The organism is Rhodococcus sp. 1R11 (genome assembly GCF_004563845.1).
In the GTDB taxonomy this organism is placed as follows: domain Bacteria; phylum Actinomycetota; class Actinomycetes; order Mycobacteriales; family Mycobacteriaceae; genus Rhodococcoides.
This window is the reverse complement of record NZ_SPNG01000011.1, coordinates 82,079-100,214: the sequence shown is the minus strand read 5'-3', so window position 1 is coordinate 100,214 and position 18,136 is coordinate 82,079. Positions and strand designations below refer to the sequence as shown.

Sequence of the window (18,136 nt, the reverse complement as noted above, 5' to 3'; positions counted from 1 at the left end):
GGCGAGAGCGCTGGCTGCGCTGCATCGGAACAATACTTGCCACGGACACTATTGCGTCGTGAAACATGTTAAAAACAGATCACCAAACGAGCCGACCTGGCAGGGAACGGCGGAGCCGCGTCCGAAACCGGACGCCGACAGCGGTCAGTGAGTGATCGAGGCCGTCTTCGCGTTGGTCTCGAGCGCCCGGAGCAGAGACTCCAACAGCTCACGATCCGACTCCGACGGGAACACCGTCGCCGCGACGTCGTTCATCACCGGGGCGGCCGCGTCGTGCTTGGCTTTTCCACGAGCCGTCGACCGGATGAGCACCTGGCGACGATCGACGGTGCCGGTACGGCGGTGCACCAGATTGTTGGACACCAGCCGATTGACCGCCTTGGTCAACGTCGGCGGGGAGAGCAGAGCGAACTCGGCCGTCTCGGCCATCGTGTGCCCCTCACCGTCGGACAACAACGACAACACTCGCCATTCTTCGAGGTCCAATTCCCACGGCACGAGGGCGGCGCGCAATCGATCCGACACTGCCCGCTCGACCACGGTGAGCAAACGCGCTGCCGAGGCAGCGTCCTGGTGATCCATGTGATCGTCCCCCTGCTCGGTTCCTGCGTCGGCGCTACAGTCTCTGTCAGCGATTCTATGGTGAAGCGAACCGCGCAGAGACACCGAGCGGACGGACGGCACGATGAACAGCGACGGGTTCGACACATTTCGCGTCGGCCTGATCTTTCCGATGTCCGGACCGTTCGGCATCATCGGGCCGTCCAGCGAGCTGTCGGCCCAGCTGGCCAGGGACGAACTCAACGCCTCGACAGGCGTAGTGGGCCGCCGCGTCGAGTTGATCTCCATCGACGGCGGCCGCGATCCGGTGACGGTGGCCCGCGAGGTCGCGACACTGCTCGATGCCGGCGCCCTCGACGCGGTGGCAGGGATGCACACCTCGGCGGTACGGCGAGCCGTCATTCCGGTGACGCTCGGTCGAATTCCGTACGTGTACACCTCCCTGTACGAGGGCGGCGATCGCTACCCGGGACTGTTCATCACCGGTGAGACGCCTGCCAACCAACTGGTCCCGGCGCTGGAGTTCCTCGTTCGCGAATTCGGACGGCGACGCTGGGCGATCGTCGGAAACGACTACGTCTGGCCACGAAAAAGTGCTTCCATCACCGCAACTCGGCTACGTGGGCTGGGCGCATCGGTGGTGCACGCCGAGTTCGCACCGGTCGGCACGAGCGACTTCGCCGCGACCGTCACTGCGATCGAACGATCGGGTGCCGACGCGACCGTGGTCCTCCTCATCGGCGACGACGCAGTCCATTTCCATCAGCAGTTCGCCACGGCCGGGCTGGACGGGCACTGCGTCCGCCTCAGTCCACTGATGGACGAGAACATGTTGCTGGCGGCCGGCGGCGAGAACACCCATGGGCTGTACGTCGCGTCCGGCTACTTCGAAACCCTCGCCACCGAAGCGAGTTTGGGGTTCTCCGCTCGTTTCGCTCGTTCCTTCGGGGTCGATGCGCCGATCGTCGGCGCACTGGGACAGTCGTGCTACGAGGGCATCAAACTGCTCGGGGCGTTGGTGAACAGGGCAGGCACCGCCGATGTTCGCGTCATCGAATCCGTATCCGATTCGGTGTCGTTCACAGGTGCCCGCGGGCACCTGTTTCTGTCCGACGGCCATGTCTCGCAACCGATCTACTTGGCATTGGCCGGTGCCGTCGACTTCGAGATCATCGGCGAGATCAGACCTGCCGGCGACTGATCCTGTCTCCGAACAGAACGACTGCGCACACGACGACCATCGTGACTGCGGCGGTAACGGCTGCGACGGTGACGAACTGGGCCAGCGTGGAGGCCACGAACAGCAACAGCAGCACCTCGGCCGCGAGGGCGAACCAGGCGACGAGGGCCAGGCGGGTACGCTCACCCGCTATCGCCCACAGCAGCGCGCTCTGCAGTACCGCCAGGCACGCCCCCTGCAGCACGAACAGCCACACGTATTGCTGCACACCGGAATACGTGTCGCCGACAACCAACGGCAGTAACGGCGACGCCAGCGCGCCCCCCAATACCAGTACCGTGCCGAGTCCGGCGACGACGGTCAGCGCCGAGCGCACTGCGGCAGCCGAGTGCAACGGGTTCGCCATTCGCGGATACAACACCACCCCGACCGCCTGCGGCAGCCAGAACGCTGCTTTGGACGCGACAGCACCGACCGCGTACAGCCCGGCCTCGGTACTGCTGAGCAACGAACGAGCCAGCACCAGATCCAACGCGGACATCGCGATCAGCACCAACTGCACCTGCGAGGCCTGCAACACCGTCAGAACGGTCACCCTGGTTTCCGACACCGCGTTCACCGGCACTCCAGCGGCCGACCGCGCGCCGACGGCCACCACGCCGATACCGGCCGCCGTCGCCAGCAGCACCGAACCCGGGCCGCCGCCGAGCAGCAACACGACCACCGCCGGCGCCACCTTGCCGAAACCGGCCGCCGCCAACACCACGCTCAATGCGCCGAATCGGCCGCGTCCTTGCAGAAGCCCCTGCTCCGCGGCCAACAGCACCAGCACCGGCGCAGCGATCACGGCCGACACCGTGGCCGCTGCGGAGACGTCCATGGCCGCCGACAACGCAGGCGACACAGCGAGAGCCAGCACACCCACGACCGCCGCACAGCGGTAGCCGACACCGCGCAGCTCGCGAGAACTGCGGCCGCGCACCACCTCGCGCGCGACGACGGACTGCAACGCCAACGCCGGTACCGCCAGAACCAATTGCACCGCAAGAAGACTCGCGAACTCACCGTAACCCTCGACGCCGAGCATGCGACTCGCGAGCACCTGCAACAGATACGCCACGACATTGGCGAACATCGAGCCGGCCGTCACCATCCCCATCCCGGCGACGGACGCACCCGCCGGGTGGTCTGCCTCGGACGAGGCGCGAAACGACATGTGCCCACGGTATAGGGTGCCGATCATGGCGTGGTCGAGGTCGAGGTGGACGCCGCCGCTCTACAGCCTGCTGCTCTCGCTCGTCGTTCTCGGACCACTGCTCGGCCCTGGATATCTCCTGCTGCGCGACGCCGTCAGCACTCCCCGTTCATACTTCACCGACTCCGCCTGGGGAATCGCCGACGCGGCCGCGCGGGCCGTGCCGCAGGATGCCGCGATCGCCGCCCTGACCACGGTGTTCGACGGTGGCCTCGTGGTCAAGGCCGTCCTGCTGCTGGCGTTGTGGATGGCCGGCTGGGGCGCGGCGGTGATGGCGCGGAGGATCCTGCCCACCGCACCACTGCCTGCCCTGCTCGTCGCGTCGACGGTGGCCGTGTGGAACCCCTACGTCGCCGAACGCCTGCTGCAGGGGCATTGGAGCCTGCTCGTCGGATACGCCGCCCTCCCGTGGACGGTGGTCGCCGCACTCGCGGTCAGGTCCGGTCGCTCCTGGTGGGCCCTCGCGGTCTGCCTGGCCGCTGCCGGGCTCACCCCCACCGGTGCACTACTGGCAGTAATACTCGCGCTACTCGTCGTCGCCCTCCCCGGGGGTGCCCGACGCGGCCTGCGTGTGGTCGCCACCCTCGCGATCGCAGCCGTCGCGTCGGCGCCGTGGCTGATGGCGACAATGGTGTCGGGCGGTGGCGTCGAACCGGCGGATCCGGCGGGTTGGGCCGCGTTCGCAGCACGCGCCGAGCCGGGTCTGGGCACGGTGGGCAGCCTGGCCGGTCTCGGCGGTATCTGGAACTCCGATGCCGTACCCAATTCTCGGACAGGACTTTTCGCTGTTGTGGGGACGGTCCTGTTGCTGACCGTCGTCGCGCTCGGGATACGGCCGCTGTGCCGGCGTCGACGTAATCCGGTGATCGTGGGTCTGGGTGTCGTTGCGCTCGGTGCCATCGCGCTCCCTGCGCTGGCAGCAACCGGACCGGGGTTGGCGGCCGCACGCGTACTGGGCGACACCGTCCCCGGGGCCGGCCTGCTCCGCGATTCGCAGAAGTGGGTTGCGCTGACCATGCCGATGTACGCCCTCGCCGCTGCGGCCGGTATCAGCTGGTTGGCGTCCCGGCGCGCCCATCACCGCCGACCGAATTCGGTGCAGTGGGCCGCGCTGAGCGCGGCCGAGCGCACCCGATTCGGCAACGCCTGGCTACCAGGGGGCGTTGCCGTGCTGGCGTTACTCGTTGCACTCCCCGACCTCGGCTGGGGCGTCGGCAACGCACTGAAGCCGGTGACGTACCCGCAGTCGTGGCGAGCGGTCTCGGCGGAACTCGCCGACCAGGACGGCGACGTGGCCGTACTCCCCGCCGGAATGTTCCGCCGCTTTCCCTACAGCGGCTCAGCGCCCGTGCTGGATCCTGCACCCCGAATGCTGCCTCTCGACGTACTGCAGACCGGTGAACTTCTCGTCGCAGGCGGCACGGTCCGCGGGGAGGGCCGACGGGCAACGGACGTGCAGAACGCTCTGCTCGCAGGCGACTCCGCGGACACTCTCGCGGCCCTGGGCGTCGGTTGGGTACTGGTGGAGAACACGACGCCGGGCGAGCTCGGCGATGCGCAGCAGACGTTGGACCGGCTCGACGTCGTGTACTCCGACGAGGAACTGAGCCTGTACCGGGTGCAGAATCCGGTAATCCTCGAAAGTCGTTCGGCGACAGCCGTAGTGCTCGCACATCTGGCGTGGGCACTGCTGTTGCTCGGAGGACTAGCGGTAGGACTCCTGAGCCGATTCGGCAGGGGTATGCGCGTCGGCCGCTCCCACCAGACCTGACGACCAGGTGCCGCGCGTCGTCCCGTCGAGCACCGAGAACACGCCGTCGGCGCACTGGCCCCAGGAGAACTCTCCTGCGCGCACTCGCGCCTTCTCCCCGAGGCGAGTGCGCGCCTCGGCGTCCTGCAGCAGTTCGGCGACGGCAGCGGTCAGCGCGGACACATCGCGGTCCTCCGCTCCGGACGTCGAACCACCCACGAGAACACCGGTGACGCCGTCGATGATCGAATCGGTGAGCCCCTTGGAGCTGCGGTACCCCACCGTGGGAACACCGTGCTGGGCGGCTTCGACGACGGAGAGGCCCCAGCCCTCCTTTCGGGAGGGCATCACGTGCACCCACGACCGACCGAGCAGTGCATGCTTGCGCTCCTCGTCGACGTGGCCGTGGAAGGTGACGTACCGATCGACGCCCAGGCCCGTGACGTACTCGCGAAGATTGTGTTCCCACCACCCGCCGCCGATGACGTCGAGGTGGATGTCGGGAATGCGGCCGCGCAGCGCAGCCACGACGTCGATCGCGTCCTCGATCTGCTTGTGCGGAACCAGTCTCGACAGCACGGACAACGACGGGTGCGGCGTGCGGGTGTCCTCGCCGCCCTCCGGCACCGACAGAGGAATGTCGTCGGCCCCGTTGCGCACCACGGCGATGCGCTCCCGATCGACCCCGAGCGCGATCAACTCGTCCGCGGAAGGCAACGACACTGTCAGGTACTGATTACGGCGGTGCACCTTCGGCGAGACTGTCGACTCGAGCCACCAGCCGAGCTTTGCCATCATCGGGCCCGCCACCGGCCACTGCTCGCGATGACAATGATGCACCAGCAGCGTCACCGGCACGCCGAGTACTGCGCGGGAGAAGAACGGAATGCCGTTCTGGGTGTCGATCACGGCATCCGGGGCGATCCCCTTGAGCGGGCCGAAACCGAGCCGACCAGCGGCGATAGCAGCCAAGGCACGGGGATACACCGACAGGCGGCCACCACCGCGACTGATGCGGATGCCGTCGACGATCTCTTCGGCGGGAGCACCGGGGTACGACGCCGTCCGCAGCGTGACGCGGACGCCGCGTCGAGCCAGGCCCGCGCCCACTTGCTCGAGGTAACGCTCGCTGCCGCCGCCCTGCGGATGCCCGGTATCGCGCCAGCACAGCAACAGAACCTCGCGCACCGCTCGCTTCACCTCATCCACCGTGCTCGCTTCTCGACCGTCGTCGAATACCGCTGCCACACTAACCGCTAGGGTTCGTTTTCGTGACTTCCGCCGTGACACGACTGTTCGCCTCTCGCGCGACACTGCGTCGCTCGGTGAAGCTACTGAAAGACTTCGGGCACGAGCAGAGTTCTCCGGACATCTTCTACGGCGCCCTGGCCCGTGATTCCGTCGAACTGATCGGAGACCTGTACCGCGGCCTGACCGGCACCGACATGTCTGCGGCGACGGTGCTCGACGTCGGCGGCGGACCCGGATACTTCGCCGACGTCTTCGGAGCGAGTTGTGCGCGCTATCTGCCCGTCGAACCGGACGCCTCGGAAATGCACGCCGCCGGACTGCAGATCCCCGGTTCGGTGCGCGGCTCCGGCATGGCGCTGCCCTTCCGCGACGACAGCGTCGACATCTGCTTTTCGTCCAACGTCGCCGAGCACGTCCGCGAACCGTGGACCATGGCCGAGGAAATGCTGCGTGTCACCAAACCCGGCGGACTCACTGTGCTTTCGTACACCATCTGGTTCGGCCCGTTCGGCGGCCACGAGACCCGGCCGTGGCATTACCTCGGCGGCGAATACGCGGCCCGACGTTACGTCCGCACCACCGGACACGAACCCAAGAACCGATTCGGTGAATCTCTGTTCGACATCAGCGCGGCAGACGGATTGCGTTGGGCGCGAAGCACTCCCAACGCAACGTTGCTGGCCGCTTTTCCGCGCTATCACCCGCGCTGGGCATGGTGGATGATGCGCGTACCGATACTCCGCGAGTTCCTCGGCAGCAACCTCGTCCTGGTCCTGAAACCGAACGCATAACCTGGATCGATGACGGCACTCGCGCTCGACATCGGCGGCACCAAGATGACAGCGGCACTCGTCGGCGACGACGGACGTCCGCAGCACCCGGAAACCGTTCCGACACCGGCCTCCGGCGTGTGGGAGGCCTGTGCCCAACTGCTGCGCAGGGTCGTCGGAAGCGCCGACGTGACGCGGGTCGGGGTCGCGTGCTCCGGTCCGGTCGACCTCGTCACCGGGTCGGTCGCGCCGATCAACGTCGACGAGTGGAAGAACGGATTCGGTCTGCGCGAGCACATCGCTGCCGCGCTTCCCGAAGCCGACATACTTCTGGCGATGGACGGCAGCGCGGCGGCGTTGGGTGAGCATCGATTCGGTGCCGCGGTGGGGGTGCCGGACGTGCTGAGCCTCGTGGTGTCCACCGGGATCGGCGGAGGCCTGGTGCTGGGCGGGAAGATCGTCGCCGGTGCCAGTGGCAATGCCGGGCACATCGGCCACATCGTCGTCCCCGGTTCGACGACGTCCTGTGCGTGCGGCGGAATCGGGTGCGTGGAAACGGTGTCGAGTGGGCCGTCGGCGGTGCGGTGGGCTCGGGAGCAGGGCTGGCCGGGGAGCACCGGTGTCGAACTGGCTGCGGATGCCGCCGCGGGCGAGCCGCTCGCCGTCACCGCACTGCAACGCGCCGGAGTCGCTCTCGGTCAGGCCATCGCCTCGGCGGTCGCACTGGTGGACGTGCGCATGGTGGTGATCGGCGGCGGTTTCGCTCAGGCCGGCCCGCCGCTGTGGGACCCGATCCGGGAGTCGATCGCGCTGCACGCGCGCCTGAAGTTTCTCGACGGCCTGCAGGTGGTGCCGGCTGCATTGGGCGGTCTGGGCACGCTGCACGGCGCGGCAGCTCTCACCGCCTGATCTCACATACTTCGAAAGCCAGAACGGGGCCCACCCCTCGGTGAGCCCCGTTCTGTCTCGTGAATACTACGCGCCCAGGCGCTGCTTGAGGGCGTCGAATTCGTCCTGAATCCCGGTAGGCAGCTTCTCGCCGACGAAGTCGAACCACTCCTGGATCAGCGGGATCTCGGCCTTCCACTCGTCGGTGTTCACCGCGAGTGCCTCGGCGACGTCGTCGACGGTGGTATCGAGTCCGTCGATATCGAGTGCCTCGGCGGTGGGGACGACACCGATCGGGGTCTCGACGCCCGCGGCCTTGTGCTCGATGCGCTCGACGATCCACTTGAGCACGCGCGAGTTCTCACCGAATCCGGGCCACAGGAAGCGCTTGTCGTCGCCGCGACGGAACCAGTTGACGTAGAACACCTTCGGCAGCTTGGACTCGTCGGCGTTCTTACCGAGGTCGATCCAGTGCTGGAAGTAATCGCCCACGTTGTAGCCGAGGAACGGCAGCATGGCCATCGGGTCGCGTCGCACGGTACCGACAGTGCCCTCGGCGGCAGCGGTTTGCTCGGAGCCAACGGTGGCTCCCATGAACACACCGTGCTGCCAGTCGCGGGCCTCGGTCACCAATGGAACGGTGGTCTTGCGTCGCCCACCGAACAGGATCGCCGAGATCGGCACGCCCTGCGGGTCGTCCCACTCGGGAGCCATCGACGGGCACTGAGCCATCGGCACGCAGTACCGCGAGTTCGGATGTGCGGCATCGGTTCCGGACTCGGGCGTCCAATCGGTTCCCTTCCAGTCGATCAGGTGATCGGGCTTGCCTTCGAGGCCTTCCCACCACACGTCACCGTCGTCGGTCAGGCCGACGTTGGTGAACACCGAGTTGCCCTGATCGATGGTCTTCATCGCATTCGGGTTGGAATCCCAGTTGGTGCCGGGCGCGACACCGAAGAAACCGAACTCCGGGTTGACGGCGTAGAGCCGGCCGTCCTCGCCGAACCGCATCCACGCGATGTCGTCACCGATTGTCTCGGCACGCCAGCCCGGGATGGTCGGCTGAATCATTGCGAGGTTGGTCTTGCCGCACGCGGACGGGAACGCCGCGGCGATGTAGTACGCCTTGTCCTCGGGCGAGATCAGCTTGAGGATCAGCATGTGCTCGGCCAGCCAGCCCTCGTCGTGGGCCATCGCCGACGCGATACGCAGCGAGTAGCACTTCTTGCCCAGCAGCGCGTTGCCGCCGTAGCCGGAGCCGTAACTCCAGATCTCGCGATCCTCGGGGAAGTGCGTGATGTATTTGGTGTCGTTGCACGGCCACGGCACGTCGGCCTGGCCCTCGGCCAGCGGAGCACCGAGCGAGTGCAGCGCCTTGACATAGAACCCGTCGTCGCCGATCTTGTCCAGCGCGGCCTGACCCATGCGGGTCATCACACGCATGGAGATGACGACGTACTCCGAATCGGTGAGCTCGACGCCCAGCTTCGGATCGGCGGCGTCGAGCGGGCCCATGCAGAACGGAACGACGTACATGGTCCGGCCGCGCATGCAACCGCGGTAGAGCTCGGTCATCAGCGACCGCATCTCCGACGGGTCCATCCAGTTGTTGGTGGGTCCGGCGTCGATCTCTTCCTTGGAACAGATGTACGTGCGCGACTCGACGCGAGCCACGTCCGACGGATCGGAGTTGCCGAGGAACGAGTTGGGCTTCTTCTCGTCGTTGAGACGGGTGAAGGTGCCTGCCTCGACCAGCTTGTCGGTCAGGCGCTCCCATTCGGCGTCGGATCCGTCAGCGAACACCACGGAGTCCGGTTCGGTCAGTTCGGCTACCTGAGCAACCCAGGCAAGCAGTTCTTTGTGTCGAGTCGGCACGCTGTCGGTGCCGCTCAAACCGGGAATGGTCGCTGAGGTCATCTAACTCTCCTGGGGTTAGCCGGAACCGGGAAGAATTCGCACGATCGCTGTGGGCAAGCACGCACGAGTAGATCTCGGTTTTCCCCTCTCGGCGGGGCGCTGCTCGGCCGTTCGAACTGCAGTACACCATGTTACTGGGTACGGCAAGCCGAGGACCGAGCGCCGGATGTCCTGTTGTTCAGGTTAACGCCGAGCGACGTGATTCCAGAAACAGGGTGTTGTCCGATTGGTCACAAGACCGATTCAGATAGGGAAAGATCGACGCAAGAAGCCGTCCACCAGGGCCGATGCAAATCAGACCGACTGGCCTACAGTCGGCCTGATTCGGACGATCTACCCTCCCCGAAACCGTTCGCTTCCCGAAAAATCTCCCAGGATTCGTAGTGCCCGTCACGGTCGAAGGCGGTGAACTTGTCTGTCACACCGTCGCCATCGACATCCGTTCCCACCGTCGTTCCGGCCTCTGTCGTCCGCACGGAGGTCTCGTGACGACCGTCGCCGTCGAGATCGAACCAGTCCGTCGAGACGTAGCCGCCGCCGTCGTCCGACGCGTCCTCGGCAGGCTCGTTCGTCTCGAAACCGCCCACTGCGAAGCCATCCACCGCGATCATCGACGCTCCTCACTGTCCGGGCCCTGTTCTCACTGTCAGGTCACCTGTTCGGCACCTGCGAATCTGTTCGGAGGTGCACCTACCCGCTTCGACGCATCGGTGCGCCGATCGGTTCCGGATCCCCGGGAGAGAATTCGACGGGATTCGACGGCACGACCATGCCGTGCCCGGACCCGCGAAATCGCTCCAGCCCACGCTCGAGTGCAGCCAGATCCCGATCGCACGCCGAGAGCAGAGCCGATCGGTGATCGGCGAGCCTGCGGAGTTCGGCGTCGATCTCGGCCAGCGACAGATCGATACGTGCCACCGCCTCCCGGTCCGTCGACGTCAACGCCGACGCGAGCGCGGACTCGGCTTCCAGAATGCGAGAGAGCAGCCGCTGTTCCACTTCCGATTTCACGCGAGCCAGACTTTCCTGGGTCCAGCCCCGAAGATGCGCACGGTCGGCGACCAGTGCCCGTGATCGGGTCAACCACCACGCGATCGCGGCACCGACGGCAAGTGAGACGACCGTGTTGGCCACGGCCAAGGTAGGAATCAGAGCCAGGGGCGAGACGATCAGCCGACCCAGTCCCACCCCGGCCGAGGCCCCCAGTGCAACCATCAGGACGTCTTCGATTCCGCGTCGCCGGGTCGGTTCGCCGATGTCGATCTCACCGCCTGCGGTACCGGGTTCGGGCACCGTGTCGGCGAGCCCGAGTTCGACTTCCACGGCGCGGAGACCGGCGGACAACGCGGCGTCGGCGCGTGCTCGCACTGCCCGTGCGGACTCGGCGAGGTGCCCGGGCAGATGGCCGAGTTCGGCCCGCCGCGATCCCTCGATCGTCTGCCGTACCCGGGAACCGAGCATCCGAACGTCCTCGGCCGCAGCGTGAATGCAGTCCACCCGAACCCGCTGAATACGGTTGTGCAGCAATGCTCGTCGGTCACCACCCAGATGTTCTCGTTCACCGAGCAGCCGCGCCCGCCGGGCACGCAGAGGGGCAGTGTCACCACCTCCGGTCACTGCGCGAGCTTCGGCCACGATGGCGGCCTTCGCCTCTGCGGCAGATTCCTGCACTACAGCAACGTATTTGCGCTGGGCCCCTACCGCCGCGGCTTGCATCAGCAACGCGTCGATTCTGTCGGCGACCGCCCCGAAACCCGACTCCGCGAACACGGCGGCATCGCCGCTCTCCCTACCGGCTCGTGCCAACCGTGCCGAGACCGGATGAACGGAGTGTTCCACCGCACGCGGAACACGCTCGGCGAGAATGTCGATATCGGCGTCGACCACCTCGCGCCACCGGCGATGCACATCGATCTTGTTGACCACCAGAACAACCGGTGTCGACTCGAAGGCAGGACGCCAGCGCTCGACGTCGGCTCCGCCTACCGGAGCCGACGCGTCGACAACGATCACGACCACCGCGGCTTCCTCGACCGAGTCGGCGAACCCGGTCTCCGCGTCATCGCGCCTGGTGAGCAGATGGCAAATCTCGGTCTTACCGGATCCCGCGGTGCCGGTGACGTGAATGCCTGCGGGTCGACTGCTGCGTACACGGTCGATGCGTACGAGTGACTCCGAGTTACGGCGACGCAGAACACTTTTCAGATCGTCGGGCACAGCGACGACCCGGTTCGAATCGATCACGGTCGGAGCATCCGCACATAGCCACGGCACAGGGCCAGGGCGGAGCGCCGGATGGTGTCGTCCTCCGACGTGGCGGCACACCGCTTCCACACCAATGCCTGCTCCAGCAGGGCCTGCTCCGATCCTGTCTCGATCGAAACTCCCAATCGAGTTGCAGCACAGCGCATATCGGTAGCCACCGCCTCATCCGACGCGAGATACGATTCGACGGCACCTCGAACGTCTCGGTGACGGGCGGATATCTGCAGCAGTTGTTCGTGCAGGTCGTCGTCGCGCGCCGTCGCAGCAGCGGAGACGCCGTCGGACACCACCGTCGTCACGGCGTCGACCCCGGTGGCCTCCCACAACTCACGCAGTACATCCGCGTCGGACACTCCACTGCGCCGCCGGAGCGCATCGACGAGCAGGGCGAGACCGCGTAATTCCACACAGTCGAGCAGCGCCTCCCGTCGAATCGTCGAGAGCGAAATATCAGCACTCCGAAACCGATCGACCGTCAGCAGGTCCCCAGGATGCAATTCACCGGCCGCGACGGCCCGCACATCGGCCATGTCCACAGCGGATCCTCCGGCCACGCCACCCAGGCCCGCCGCGACAGATCCCATCACCGGCAGCACGCGTCGCCCCAATTGCGCGGATGCCGCTGCGGCTGTCACCGCTGGTTCGTCGAGAGTGTCGGCCTTGTTCAGCAGGATCACGGTGTGTTCCGGCGGACCACCGGGTCGAGCGGAGAGGAATGTGATGTCGTCCGGGGACACGGCACCGGCCAACACGTGGACGAGAACGTCGGCATCGCATGCGCTGCGGTTCTGCTGCACATCCACCGCACGTGGGGTGTCGGCCCATTCGCTCTCGAGCAACCGAACCTCGAACCCGTCGGTATGCAGTCGCGCGGCATCGAGCACCGACAGAATCACCGACTTCCCGACTCCGACGCGGCCGGAAATGTGCACCTCCAGCGGCCGAAGACGCCGTTGGACAGCGGTCTCGACAGCGTCCCGGGCTGTAACGGCCCCCGCCGTGTCCACCTCTCCCGAGCGCTCACACAACCGACCCAGACCTGCCTCGGCACCGTCCATCATCGATCCCCCCGGACACGACCCCCGAACAGCCACACAAGGATGCGCGATCGGCTCGTCGAGCACGATCGGCCACGTGGCCCGCAGCCCCCTGCTGCGGCCTCGATTCTGGCACACGACATCCGTTCCGGACGTGCTGTCGAGAATTACACCGTTGTAATTGGTCGACGCGGTCCTACCGCTGATCAGCAACGGAACCGCAAGTCTCAACTTCAACTCGAGACCCACCTGTCACACACTCCGCCGATGCGCGACAATGGACCGGTGAACGAGCCACAGGACACCTCTGCCGACACCGGAGACAACTCGGTGCAGACCCAGGAACGGGGCTCGCGGCTTTACCCCAGAGTGACCAGTTTCCGCTCCCGCCGCGGAGCGCTGACCGACGCTCAGCAGAGCACCTGGGACAACCTGTGGCCACGCATCGGCCGCGATGTCGCCGACGAGCAGATCGACGTCGACGCCTGGTTCGGGCGCAGCGGTCCGGCGATTCTCGAAATCGGGTCGGGCACGGGCACGGCCACCACGGCGATGGCGATGGCCGAGCCGCATGTCAACCTCATGGCCGTCGAGGTCTACCGACCCGGGCTCGCGCAGACTCTGCAGCAGATCGAGCGCGAGAACATCGAGAACGTCAGGTTGTTCCGCGGCGACGCGATGGACGTCCTCGAGAACATGCTGACCTCGGAGTCCTTGACCGGCGTTCGCGTCTTCTTCCCGGACCCGTGGCCCAAGGTGCGCCACCACAAGCGTCGGCTCCTGCAGGGCCCGACGTTCGCGATGATCGCGGACCGACTGAAGCCGGGCGGCGTTCTGCACGTGGCCACCGATCACGCCGAATACGCTGAGTGGATCGCCGAGGCCGGGAACGCCGAGCCCGGCCTGACCGTTCTCGATTGGGAGTCGCCCATGACGCACGAGCGGCCGGTGACGAAGTTCGAGGGCAAGGCCCAGCAGGTGGGCAGCTCGGTGACGGAATTGATCTGGGGAAAGAAGACAGCATGAGCGTCAGTACGGACATGCCCGACACCGTGATCGATCCCGCCGAACTCGGTGCGATCGGTGAGTCCCGCCACAGCAAGCGAGTCCTCCTCGTGTGGGATGCACCCAACCTGGACATGGGTCTCGGCGCGATCCTGGGTGGCCGGCCCACCGCCGCCTACCGCCCACGGTTCGATGCGCTGGGCCGATGGCTGCTCAGCCGCACCGCCGAACTGTCCACCTCGGGCACCGCGACACTCGAGCCCGAGGCGACGGTGTTCACCAACATTGCACCCGGCAGCGCCGACGTCGTCCGCCCCTGGGTCGAAGCATTGCGTAACGTGGGCTTCGCGGTGTTCGCCAAGCCCAAGGTCGACGAAGACAGTGATGTCGACGCCGACATGCTCGACCACATCGACTTCCGCAACCGTGACGGCGGCCTCGCCGGTGTCATGGTCGCGTCCGCCGACGGTCAGGCGTTCAAGGGGCCGTTGGAGGCCATCGCAGCAACCGGTGTACCCGTTCAGGTACTGGGGTTCCGGGAGCACGCAAGCTGGGCTGTCACGTCGGACATCCTGGAATTCCTCGACCTCGAGGACATTCCCGGTGTGTTCCGTGAGCCACTGCCACGGGTGAGTCTCGATTCGCTCCCCGACGAGGGCGCGTGGCTGCAGCCCTTCCGACCGCTGTCCGCCCTGCTCGTCGGGCGCCAAGGAGTTTCTTAAGTGTTCGCCAGATGGGGAGACATCGTCTACCGCCTGCGGTACACCGTTATCGGTGTCATGGTGGCCGGGCTGTTGGGCTTCGCCGCCTACGGTCTCGATCTCAACAGCCATCTCAGTCAGAGCGGTTGGGACGATCCGACCTCGGAATCGGCCCAGGCTGCCCGTCTGGCGGACACGACGTTCGGACGCGACAAGCAGGGTGACGTCATCGTCCTCTACACCGCGCCCGAAGGGTCGTCGATCGACGATCCGGCGTTCCAGTCCAAGGTCGTCGCCAGTCTCGAATCACTTCCCGTCGACCACCCCGACCAGATCGAGAAGGTCAACGGCACCTACTTCAAGGTGCCCGGCGCACCCAACCTCGCGGCTCTCGGTACCAACGACAAGCAACACGCCATCGCCAGTATCGCGATAAAGGGTGCCGACGACACCGAACTGACCAACAACTTCCAGGCCGTCAAGGACGCCTTCTACATCGACGGCGTCGACGTGCAGGTGACCGGACTTCAGGCCGTGGCCGGGGCGCTGCAGTCGACGATGGCAGGCGACATCCACCGCATGGAGCTGCTGGCGATTCCCGCCGTCGCGGTCCTGCTGTTCTTCATATTCGGCGGCGTCGTCGCCGCGGCGCTCCCGCTGATCATCGGCGGTCTGACGGTCGTCGGAGCCAACGGCATCGTCAAGGTGTTCACCAACTTCACCGAGGTCAACTCGTTCGTCGCGCCCGTGGTCTCGCTCGTCGGACTCGGGTTGGCCATCGACTACGGACTGTTCATCGTCTCCAGATTCCGAGAAGAACTCGGTGACGGATACACGACGCCACAGGCCGTGCGCCGTACCGTCATGACGGCGGGTCGCACCGTGGTGTTCTCCGCGACGATGATCGTCGCCTCCCTCGGCGGCCTGTTGCTCTTCCCGCAGGGCTTCCTGAAGTCCGTCGCATACGGGTCCATCGCCACCGTCGCGCTCGCAGCGCTGACGGCCATCACGATCCTGCCCGCGATGCTCGCCATCCTCGGCCCACGCGTCGACGCCCTCGGTCTGAAGTTCATGCGTAAGACCAAGTCGAGCGAAGAGATCGAGAACGGTATGTGGGGCAAGCTCACCCGCTGGGTGATGCGCAACCCCGTCAAGGTCACCGTGCCCATCGTGCTCGGATTGGTTCTTCTGACGCTGCCCGTCGGCAACATCAAATTCGGTGGTATCAACGAGACCTACCTACCACCGGACAACGTCACCCGCGTCGCGCAGGGAGAGTTCGACAGCCTGTTCCCCGGCCAGCGCACCGAACCCATCAAGATGGTCATCGAAGGCGCGCAGGGTCCGACGCTCGGCGCGATCACCACCCAGGCGAACAACGCTCCCGGATTGATCGAGAAGTTCACCCCCGTCGGCGCCAGCAAGGACGGCGTCATCGTCTTCAAAGCCGGGTTGACCGATCGCAACGACTCGAAACCGGCCATCGACTTCCTCCGCAGCATCGACGTGCCGGACGGCGCGACGGTCATGATCGGAGGCACCCCGGCAATCGAGCAGGACTCGATCAGCGCACTCATCGACAAGCTGCCGCTGATGGCCGTGCTGGTGGTGTTCATCGTGACGATGCTGATGTTCCTGACGTTCGGATCGTTGGTGCTGCCGATCAAGGCGGTGCTGATGACCGTCCTCGGCCTCGGTGCAACCATGGGCATCCTGACGTGGATCTTCATCGAGGGTCACGGGGCGGGGCTGATGAACTTCACCCCGGGGCCGATCATGGCTCCGGTGCTGGTGCTGATCATCTCGATTGTGTTCGGCCTGTCCACGGACTACGAGGTGTTCCTACTCTCCAGAATGGTCGAGGCACGCGAAAAGGGTGCCAGCACAAGCGAAGCCATCCGCATCGGAACCTCGCATACCGGACGCATCATCACCGCGGCGGCACTGATCCTCATCGTCGTCACCGGAGCGTTCGCGTTCTCCGACCTGGTGATGATGAAGTACATCGCCTACGGCATGATCGCCGCCCTCATCATCGACGCCACTCTGATTCGCATGTTCCTCGTGCCCGCCACGATGAAGCTGCTCGGCGACGACTGCTGGTGGGCTCCGCAGTGGATGAAGCGAATTCAGCGCAAGCTCGGCCTCGGTGAGACCATCCTCGAAGACGAGCTGCTGCCCACCGGAGACGTGCCCGAACTCGCACTCGCGGGCGGTGCACCCTCGTCGACCGTCGCACCCCCGATGCGTCCGACGCCGCGCCGCGGTGAGCCGCTCACCGAACCCATCCCGGTGGTGGCACCGCACGGAGGCGGACCGATCCGTGCCACGCACGCCGCGAAGGAAGAGTCGCGTCGAAGCGTGACCGGCCGGCCCGCGACGCCACCCGAGCCGACCCGCGCGGCACCGGCCACTCCCCCGAAGCAGGCTGAGCCACAGCCCGACTCGGCGCAGCCGTACTCGTCGCAGGCCTATTCGCCCCAGCCCTACTCGTCGCAGCCCTACTCGTCGCAGCCCTACTCGTCGCAGGCTTACTCGCCGCAGGCACCCGCGGCGCGTCCCACTCCGCCACGTCCTGCCGAACCGCGCCCGCCTGCATCCGAGCCGACTCGGGCTCAGCAGGTACCGCCGCGTCCGTACGTCGAACCCGAACCGACTCAGGCCGCGGACGTCGTTCGCCCCGCTCCCCCGAGCGCGGCACCCGCACCCGTACCGGAACGGTCGACGCAACCGCCGAGTGCACCCCCGAGCCGCACCCGCAGCACGCGAGCGGGGCGGGCCGAGGAGCCGGATTCGCGATCCATCGAAAGTTGGCTGGCCGATCTGCGAGCCCCGAGCGCATCGCAGGCACCACGGCCGAGCACTCCGCGAAGCGAGTCGCCCAGCAACGGCTCCCACGGTTCTGACAGCCATGCTTCGAATGGTCACGGCTCGAACGGTCACAGCACCGGTGCCAACGGGTCATCGTCCAACGGCTCGACCACCAACGGGGCTGCTACCAACGGGTCTGCAACGAACGGAGCCACCACCAACGGGTCTGCTACGAACGGGGCCGACAAACACGGCACCAACGGCTCGAGCACCGGCACCCACGGCGGCACTGCTGCCGGACGCAACGATTCCGAGCGAAACGGCAACGGCGACAACGGTTCCGAACGCCGTGGCTCGAACGGAAACGACATCGACCGCAATGGTTCGAACAGCAGTGGTTCCAACAGCAGTAGTTCCAACAGCAACGGGTCCGACCACCGCACCTCGGAACGATACGACACCGAAAGCAACGGCAACGGTGTCGGAGCGAGTTCGGAATCGGATCGCGAGGAGAAGCCGTCCGGTCGTCGTGCCGCTCCGTCGACCGAAGGCGGGGACAGTGGCCGCCATCGCGGCGGCGACAACGGGCAGGTGCTCAGTGTCAGCGAACTGCTGGCTCGGGAGCGCAACCGCTCACGCTGACGCCAGTCGTCACAGCCGGGCGGTGCCCCTCCCCCGCAACGCGTGAATGAACCACTGCACCGTCGAGACGTGTGCAGTGGTCCATTCACGCAGTGGGGATAAG

At 66.3% G+C, this 18,136-nt stretch carries 14 protein-coding genes; 7 read left to right on the top strand and 7 right to left on the bottom strand.

The annotated features are described in order from the left end of the window. Positions 1 to 144: 144 nt before the first annotated feature. Positions 145 to 582 carry a MarR family winged helix-turn-helix transcriptional regulator gene (locus E4P29_RS19185; protein WP_135046742.1) on the bottom strand — a complete coding sequence of 146 codons (438 nt, stop codon included), beginning with the start codon at positions 580 to 582 and terminating at the stop codon, positions 145 to 147. A 103-nt stretch (positions 583 to 685) separates the two neighbouring features. Between E4P29_RS19185 and E4P29_RS19180 the strand changes: the two genes are divergently transcribed. Next, positions 686 to 1,762 carry a substrate-binding domain-containing protein gene (locus tag E4P29_RS19180; protein ID WP_135046741.1) on the top strand — a complete coding sequence of 359 codons (1,077 nt, stop codon included), beginning with the start codon at positions 686 to 688 and terminating at the stop codon, positions 1,760 to 1,762. On the opposite strand, the gene E4P29_RS19175 is transcribed toward E4P29_RS19180, so the two are convergent. Next, positions 1,743 to 2,957: a polysaccharide biosynthesis protein gene (locus E4P29_RS19175; protein ID WP_209205466.1), complete on the bottom strand. Its 1,215-nt coding sequence runs from the start codon at positions 2,955 to 2,957 to the stop codon at positions 1,743 to 1,745. The two genes, E4P29_RS19180 and E4P29_RS19175, sit on opposite strands and share 20 nt — an antisense overlap. A gap of 25 nt (positions 2,958 to 2,982) precedes the next feature. Between E4P29_RS19175 and E4P29_RS19170 the strand changes: the two genes are divergently transcribed. Beyond that, positions 2,983 to 4,767 (top strand): hypothetical protein, encoded by a 1,785-nt coding sequence (locus E4P29_RS19170; RefSeq protein ID WP_135046740.1) that lies wholly within the window; start codon positions 2,983 to 2,985, stop codon positions 4,765 to 4,767. Here E4P29_RS19170 and E4P29_RS19165 read toward each other — a convergent pair. Continuing rightward, positions 4,702 to 5,934, bottom strand: coding sequence for a glycosyltransferase family 4 protein (locus E4P29_RS19165; protein ID WP_135046870.1), 1,233 nt, complete (start codon positions 5,932 to 5,934; stop codon positions 4,702 to 4,704). The two genes, E4P29_RS19170 and E4P29_RS19165, sit on opposite strands and share 66 nt — an antisense overlap. A gap of 83 nt (positions 5,935 to 6,017) precedes the next feature. On the opposite strand from E4P29_RS19165, the gene E4P29_RS19160 reads away from it, so the two are divergent. Continuing rightward, positions 6,018 to 6,788 (top strand): class I SAM-dependent methyltransferase, encoded by a 771-nt coding sequence (locus tag E4P29_RS19160; RefSeq protein WP_245154403.1) that lies wholly within the window; start codon positions 6,018 to 6,020, stop codon positions 6,786 to 6,788. Positions 6,789 to 6,797: 9 nt separating this feature from the next. Continuing rightward, positions 6,798 to 7,676 (top strand): ROK family protein, encoded by an 879-nt coding sequence (locus E4P29_RS19155; RefSeq protein WP_135046739.1) that lies wholly within the window; start codon positions 6,798 to 6,800, stop codon positions 7,674 to 7,676. Positions 7,677 to 7,742: 66 nt separating this feature from the next. Here the strand turns inward: E4P29_RS19155 and E4P29_RS19150 are convergent, their stop codons facing one another. From E4P29_RS19150 to E4P29_RS19135, 4 genes are all read right to left on the bottom strand, one after another. Further along, on the bottom strand, positions 7,743 to 9,572 hold the full coding sequence (locus E4P29_RS19150) for a phosphoenolpyruvate carboxykinase (GTP) (protein ID WP_135046738.1): 1,830 nt from the start codon (positions 9,570 to 9,572) through the stop codon (positions 7,743 to 7,745). Positions 9,573 to 9,880: 308 nt separating this feature from the next. Then, positions 9,881 to 10,183: a DUF6802 family protein gene (locus tag E4P29_RS19145; protein ID WP_135046737.1), complete on the bottom strand. Its 303-nt coding sequence runs from the start codon at positions 10,181 to 10,183 to the stop codon at positions 9,881 to 9,883. A gap of 79 nt (positions 10,184 to 10,262) precedes the next feature. Then, positions 10,263 to 11,816 (bottom strand): hypothetical protein, encoded by a 1,554-nt coding sequence (locus E4P29_RS19140; protein ID WP_135046736.1) that lies wholly within the window; start codon positions 11,814 to 11,816, stop codon positions 10,263 to 10,265. Further along, on the bottom strand, positions 11,813 to 12,898 hold the full coding sequence (locus tag E4P29_RS19135) for a hypothetical protein (RefSeq protein ID WP_135046735.1): 1,086 nt from the start codon (positions 12,896 to 12,898) through the stop codon (positions 11,813 to 11,815). Before E4P29_RS19135 ends, E4P29_RS19140 begins: the two co-directional genes overlap by 4 nt. Positions 12,899 to 13,141: 243 nt before the next feature. Here E4P29_RS19135 and trmB point away from each other — a divergent pair, with 243 nt between their 5' ends. From trmB to E4P29_RS19120, 3 genes are read left to right on the top strand one after another with little or no spacing between them, the layout of a single operon-like run. Next, entirely contained in the window at positions 13,142 to 13,900 is a 759-nt protein-coding gene (trmB, locus tag E4P29_RS19130; RefSeq protein ID WP_135046734.1) for a tRNA (guanosine(46)-N7)-methyltransferase TrmB, read from the top strand. A gap of 14 nt (positions 13,901 to 13,914) precedes the next feature. Continuing rightward, the gene (locus E4P29_RS19125; protein ID WP_228139387.1) at positions 13,915 to 14,601 is read left to right on the top strand and encodes an NYN domain-containing protein; all 687 of its coding nucleotides are present in this window, start codon (positions 13,915 to 13,917) and stop codon (positions 14,599 to 14,601) included. Beyond that, the gene (locus E4P29_RS19120) at positions 14,602 to 18,033 is read left to right on the top strand and encodes an MMPL family transporter (RefSeq protein WP_135046733.1); all 3,432 of its coding nucleotides are present in this window, start codon (positions 14,602 to 14,604) and stop codon (positions 18,031 to 18,033) included. Positions 18,034 to 18,136 lie beyond the last annotated feature (103 nt).

Excerpts from the sequence above, each read along its gene's own strand:
- E4P29_RS19180 (WP_135046741.1), top strand. The coding sequence starts at position 686 with ATGAACAGCGACGGGTTCGACACATTTCGCGTCGGCCTGATCTTTCCG.
- E4P29_RS19170 (WP_135046740.1), top strand. The coding sequence starts at position 2,983 with ATGGCGTGGTCGAGGTCGAGGTGGACGCCGCCGCTCTACAGCCTGCTG.
- E4P29_RS19125 (WP_228139387.1), top strand. The coding sequence starts at position 13,915 with ATGCCCGACACCGTGATCGATCCCGCCGAACTCGGTGCGATCGGTGAG.
- E4P29_RS19155 (WP_135046739.1), top strand. The coding sequence starts at position 6,798 with ATGACGGCACTCGCGCTCGACATCGGCGGCACCAAGATGACAGCGGCA.
- E4P29_RS19185 (WP_135046742.1), bottom strand. The coding sequence starts at position 582 with ATGGATCACCAGGACGCTGCCTCGGCAGCGCGTTTGCTCACCGTGGTC.
- trmB (WP_135046734.1), top strand. The coding sequence starts at position 13,142 with ATGCGCGACAATGGACCGGTGAACGAGCCACAGGACACCTCTGCCGAC.
- E4P29_RS19175 (WP_209205466.1), bottom strand. The coding sequence starts at position 2,957 with ATGTCGTTTCGCGCCTCGTCCGAGGCAGACCACCCGGCGGGTGCGTCC.
- E4P29_RS19150 (WP_135046738.1), bottom strand. The coding sequence starts at position 9,572 with ATGACCTCAGCGACCATTCCCGGTTTGAGCGGCACCGACAGCGTGCCG.
- E4P29_RS19135 (WP_135046735.1), bottom strand. The coding sequence starts at position 12,898 with ATGATGGACGGTGCCGAGGCAGGTCTGGGTCGGTTGTGTGAGCGCTCG.
- E4P29_RS19145 (WP_135046737.1), bottom strand. The coding sequence starts at position 10,183 with ATGATCGCGGTGGATGGCTTCGCAGTGGGCGGTTTCGAGACGAACGAG.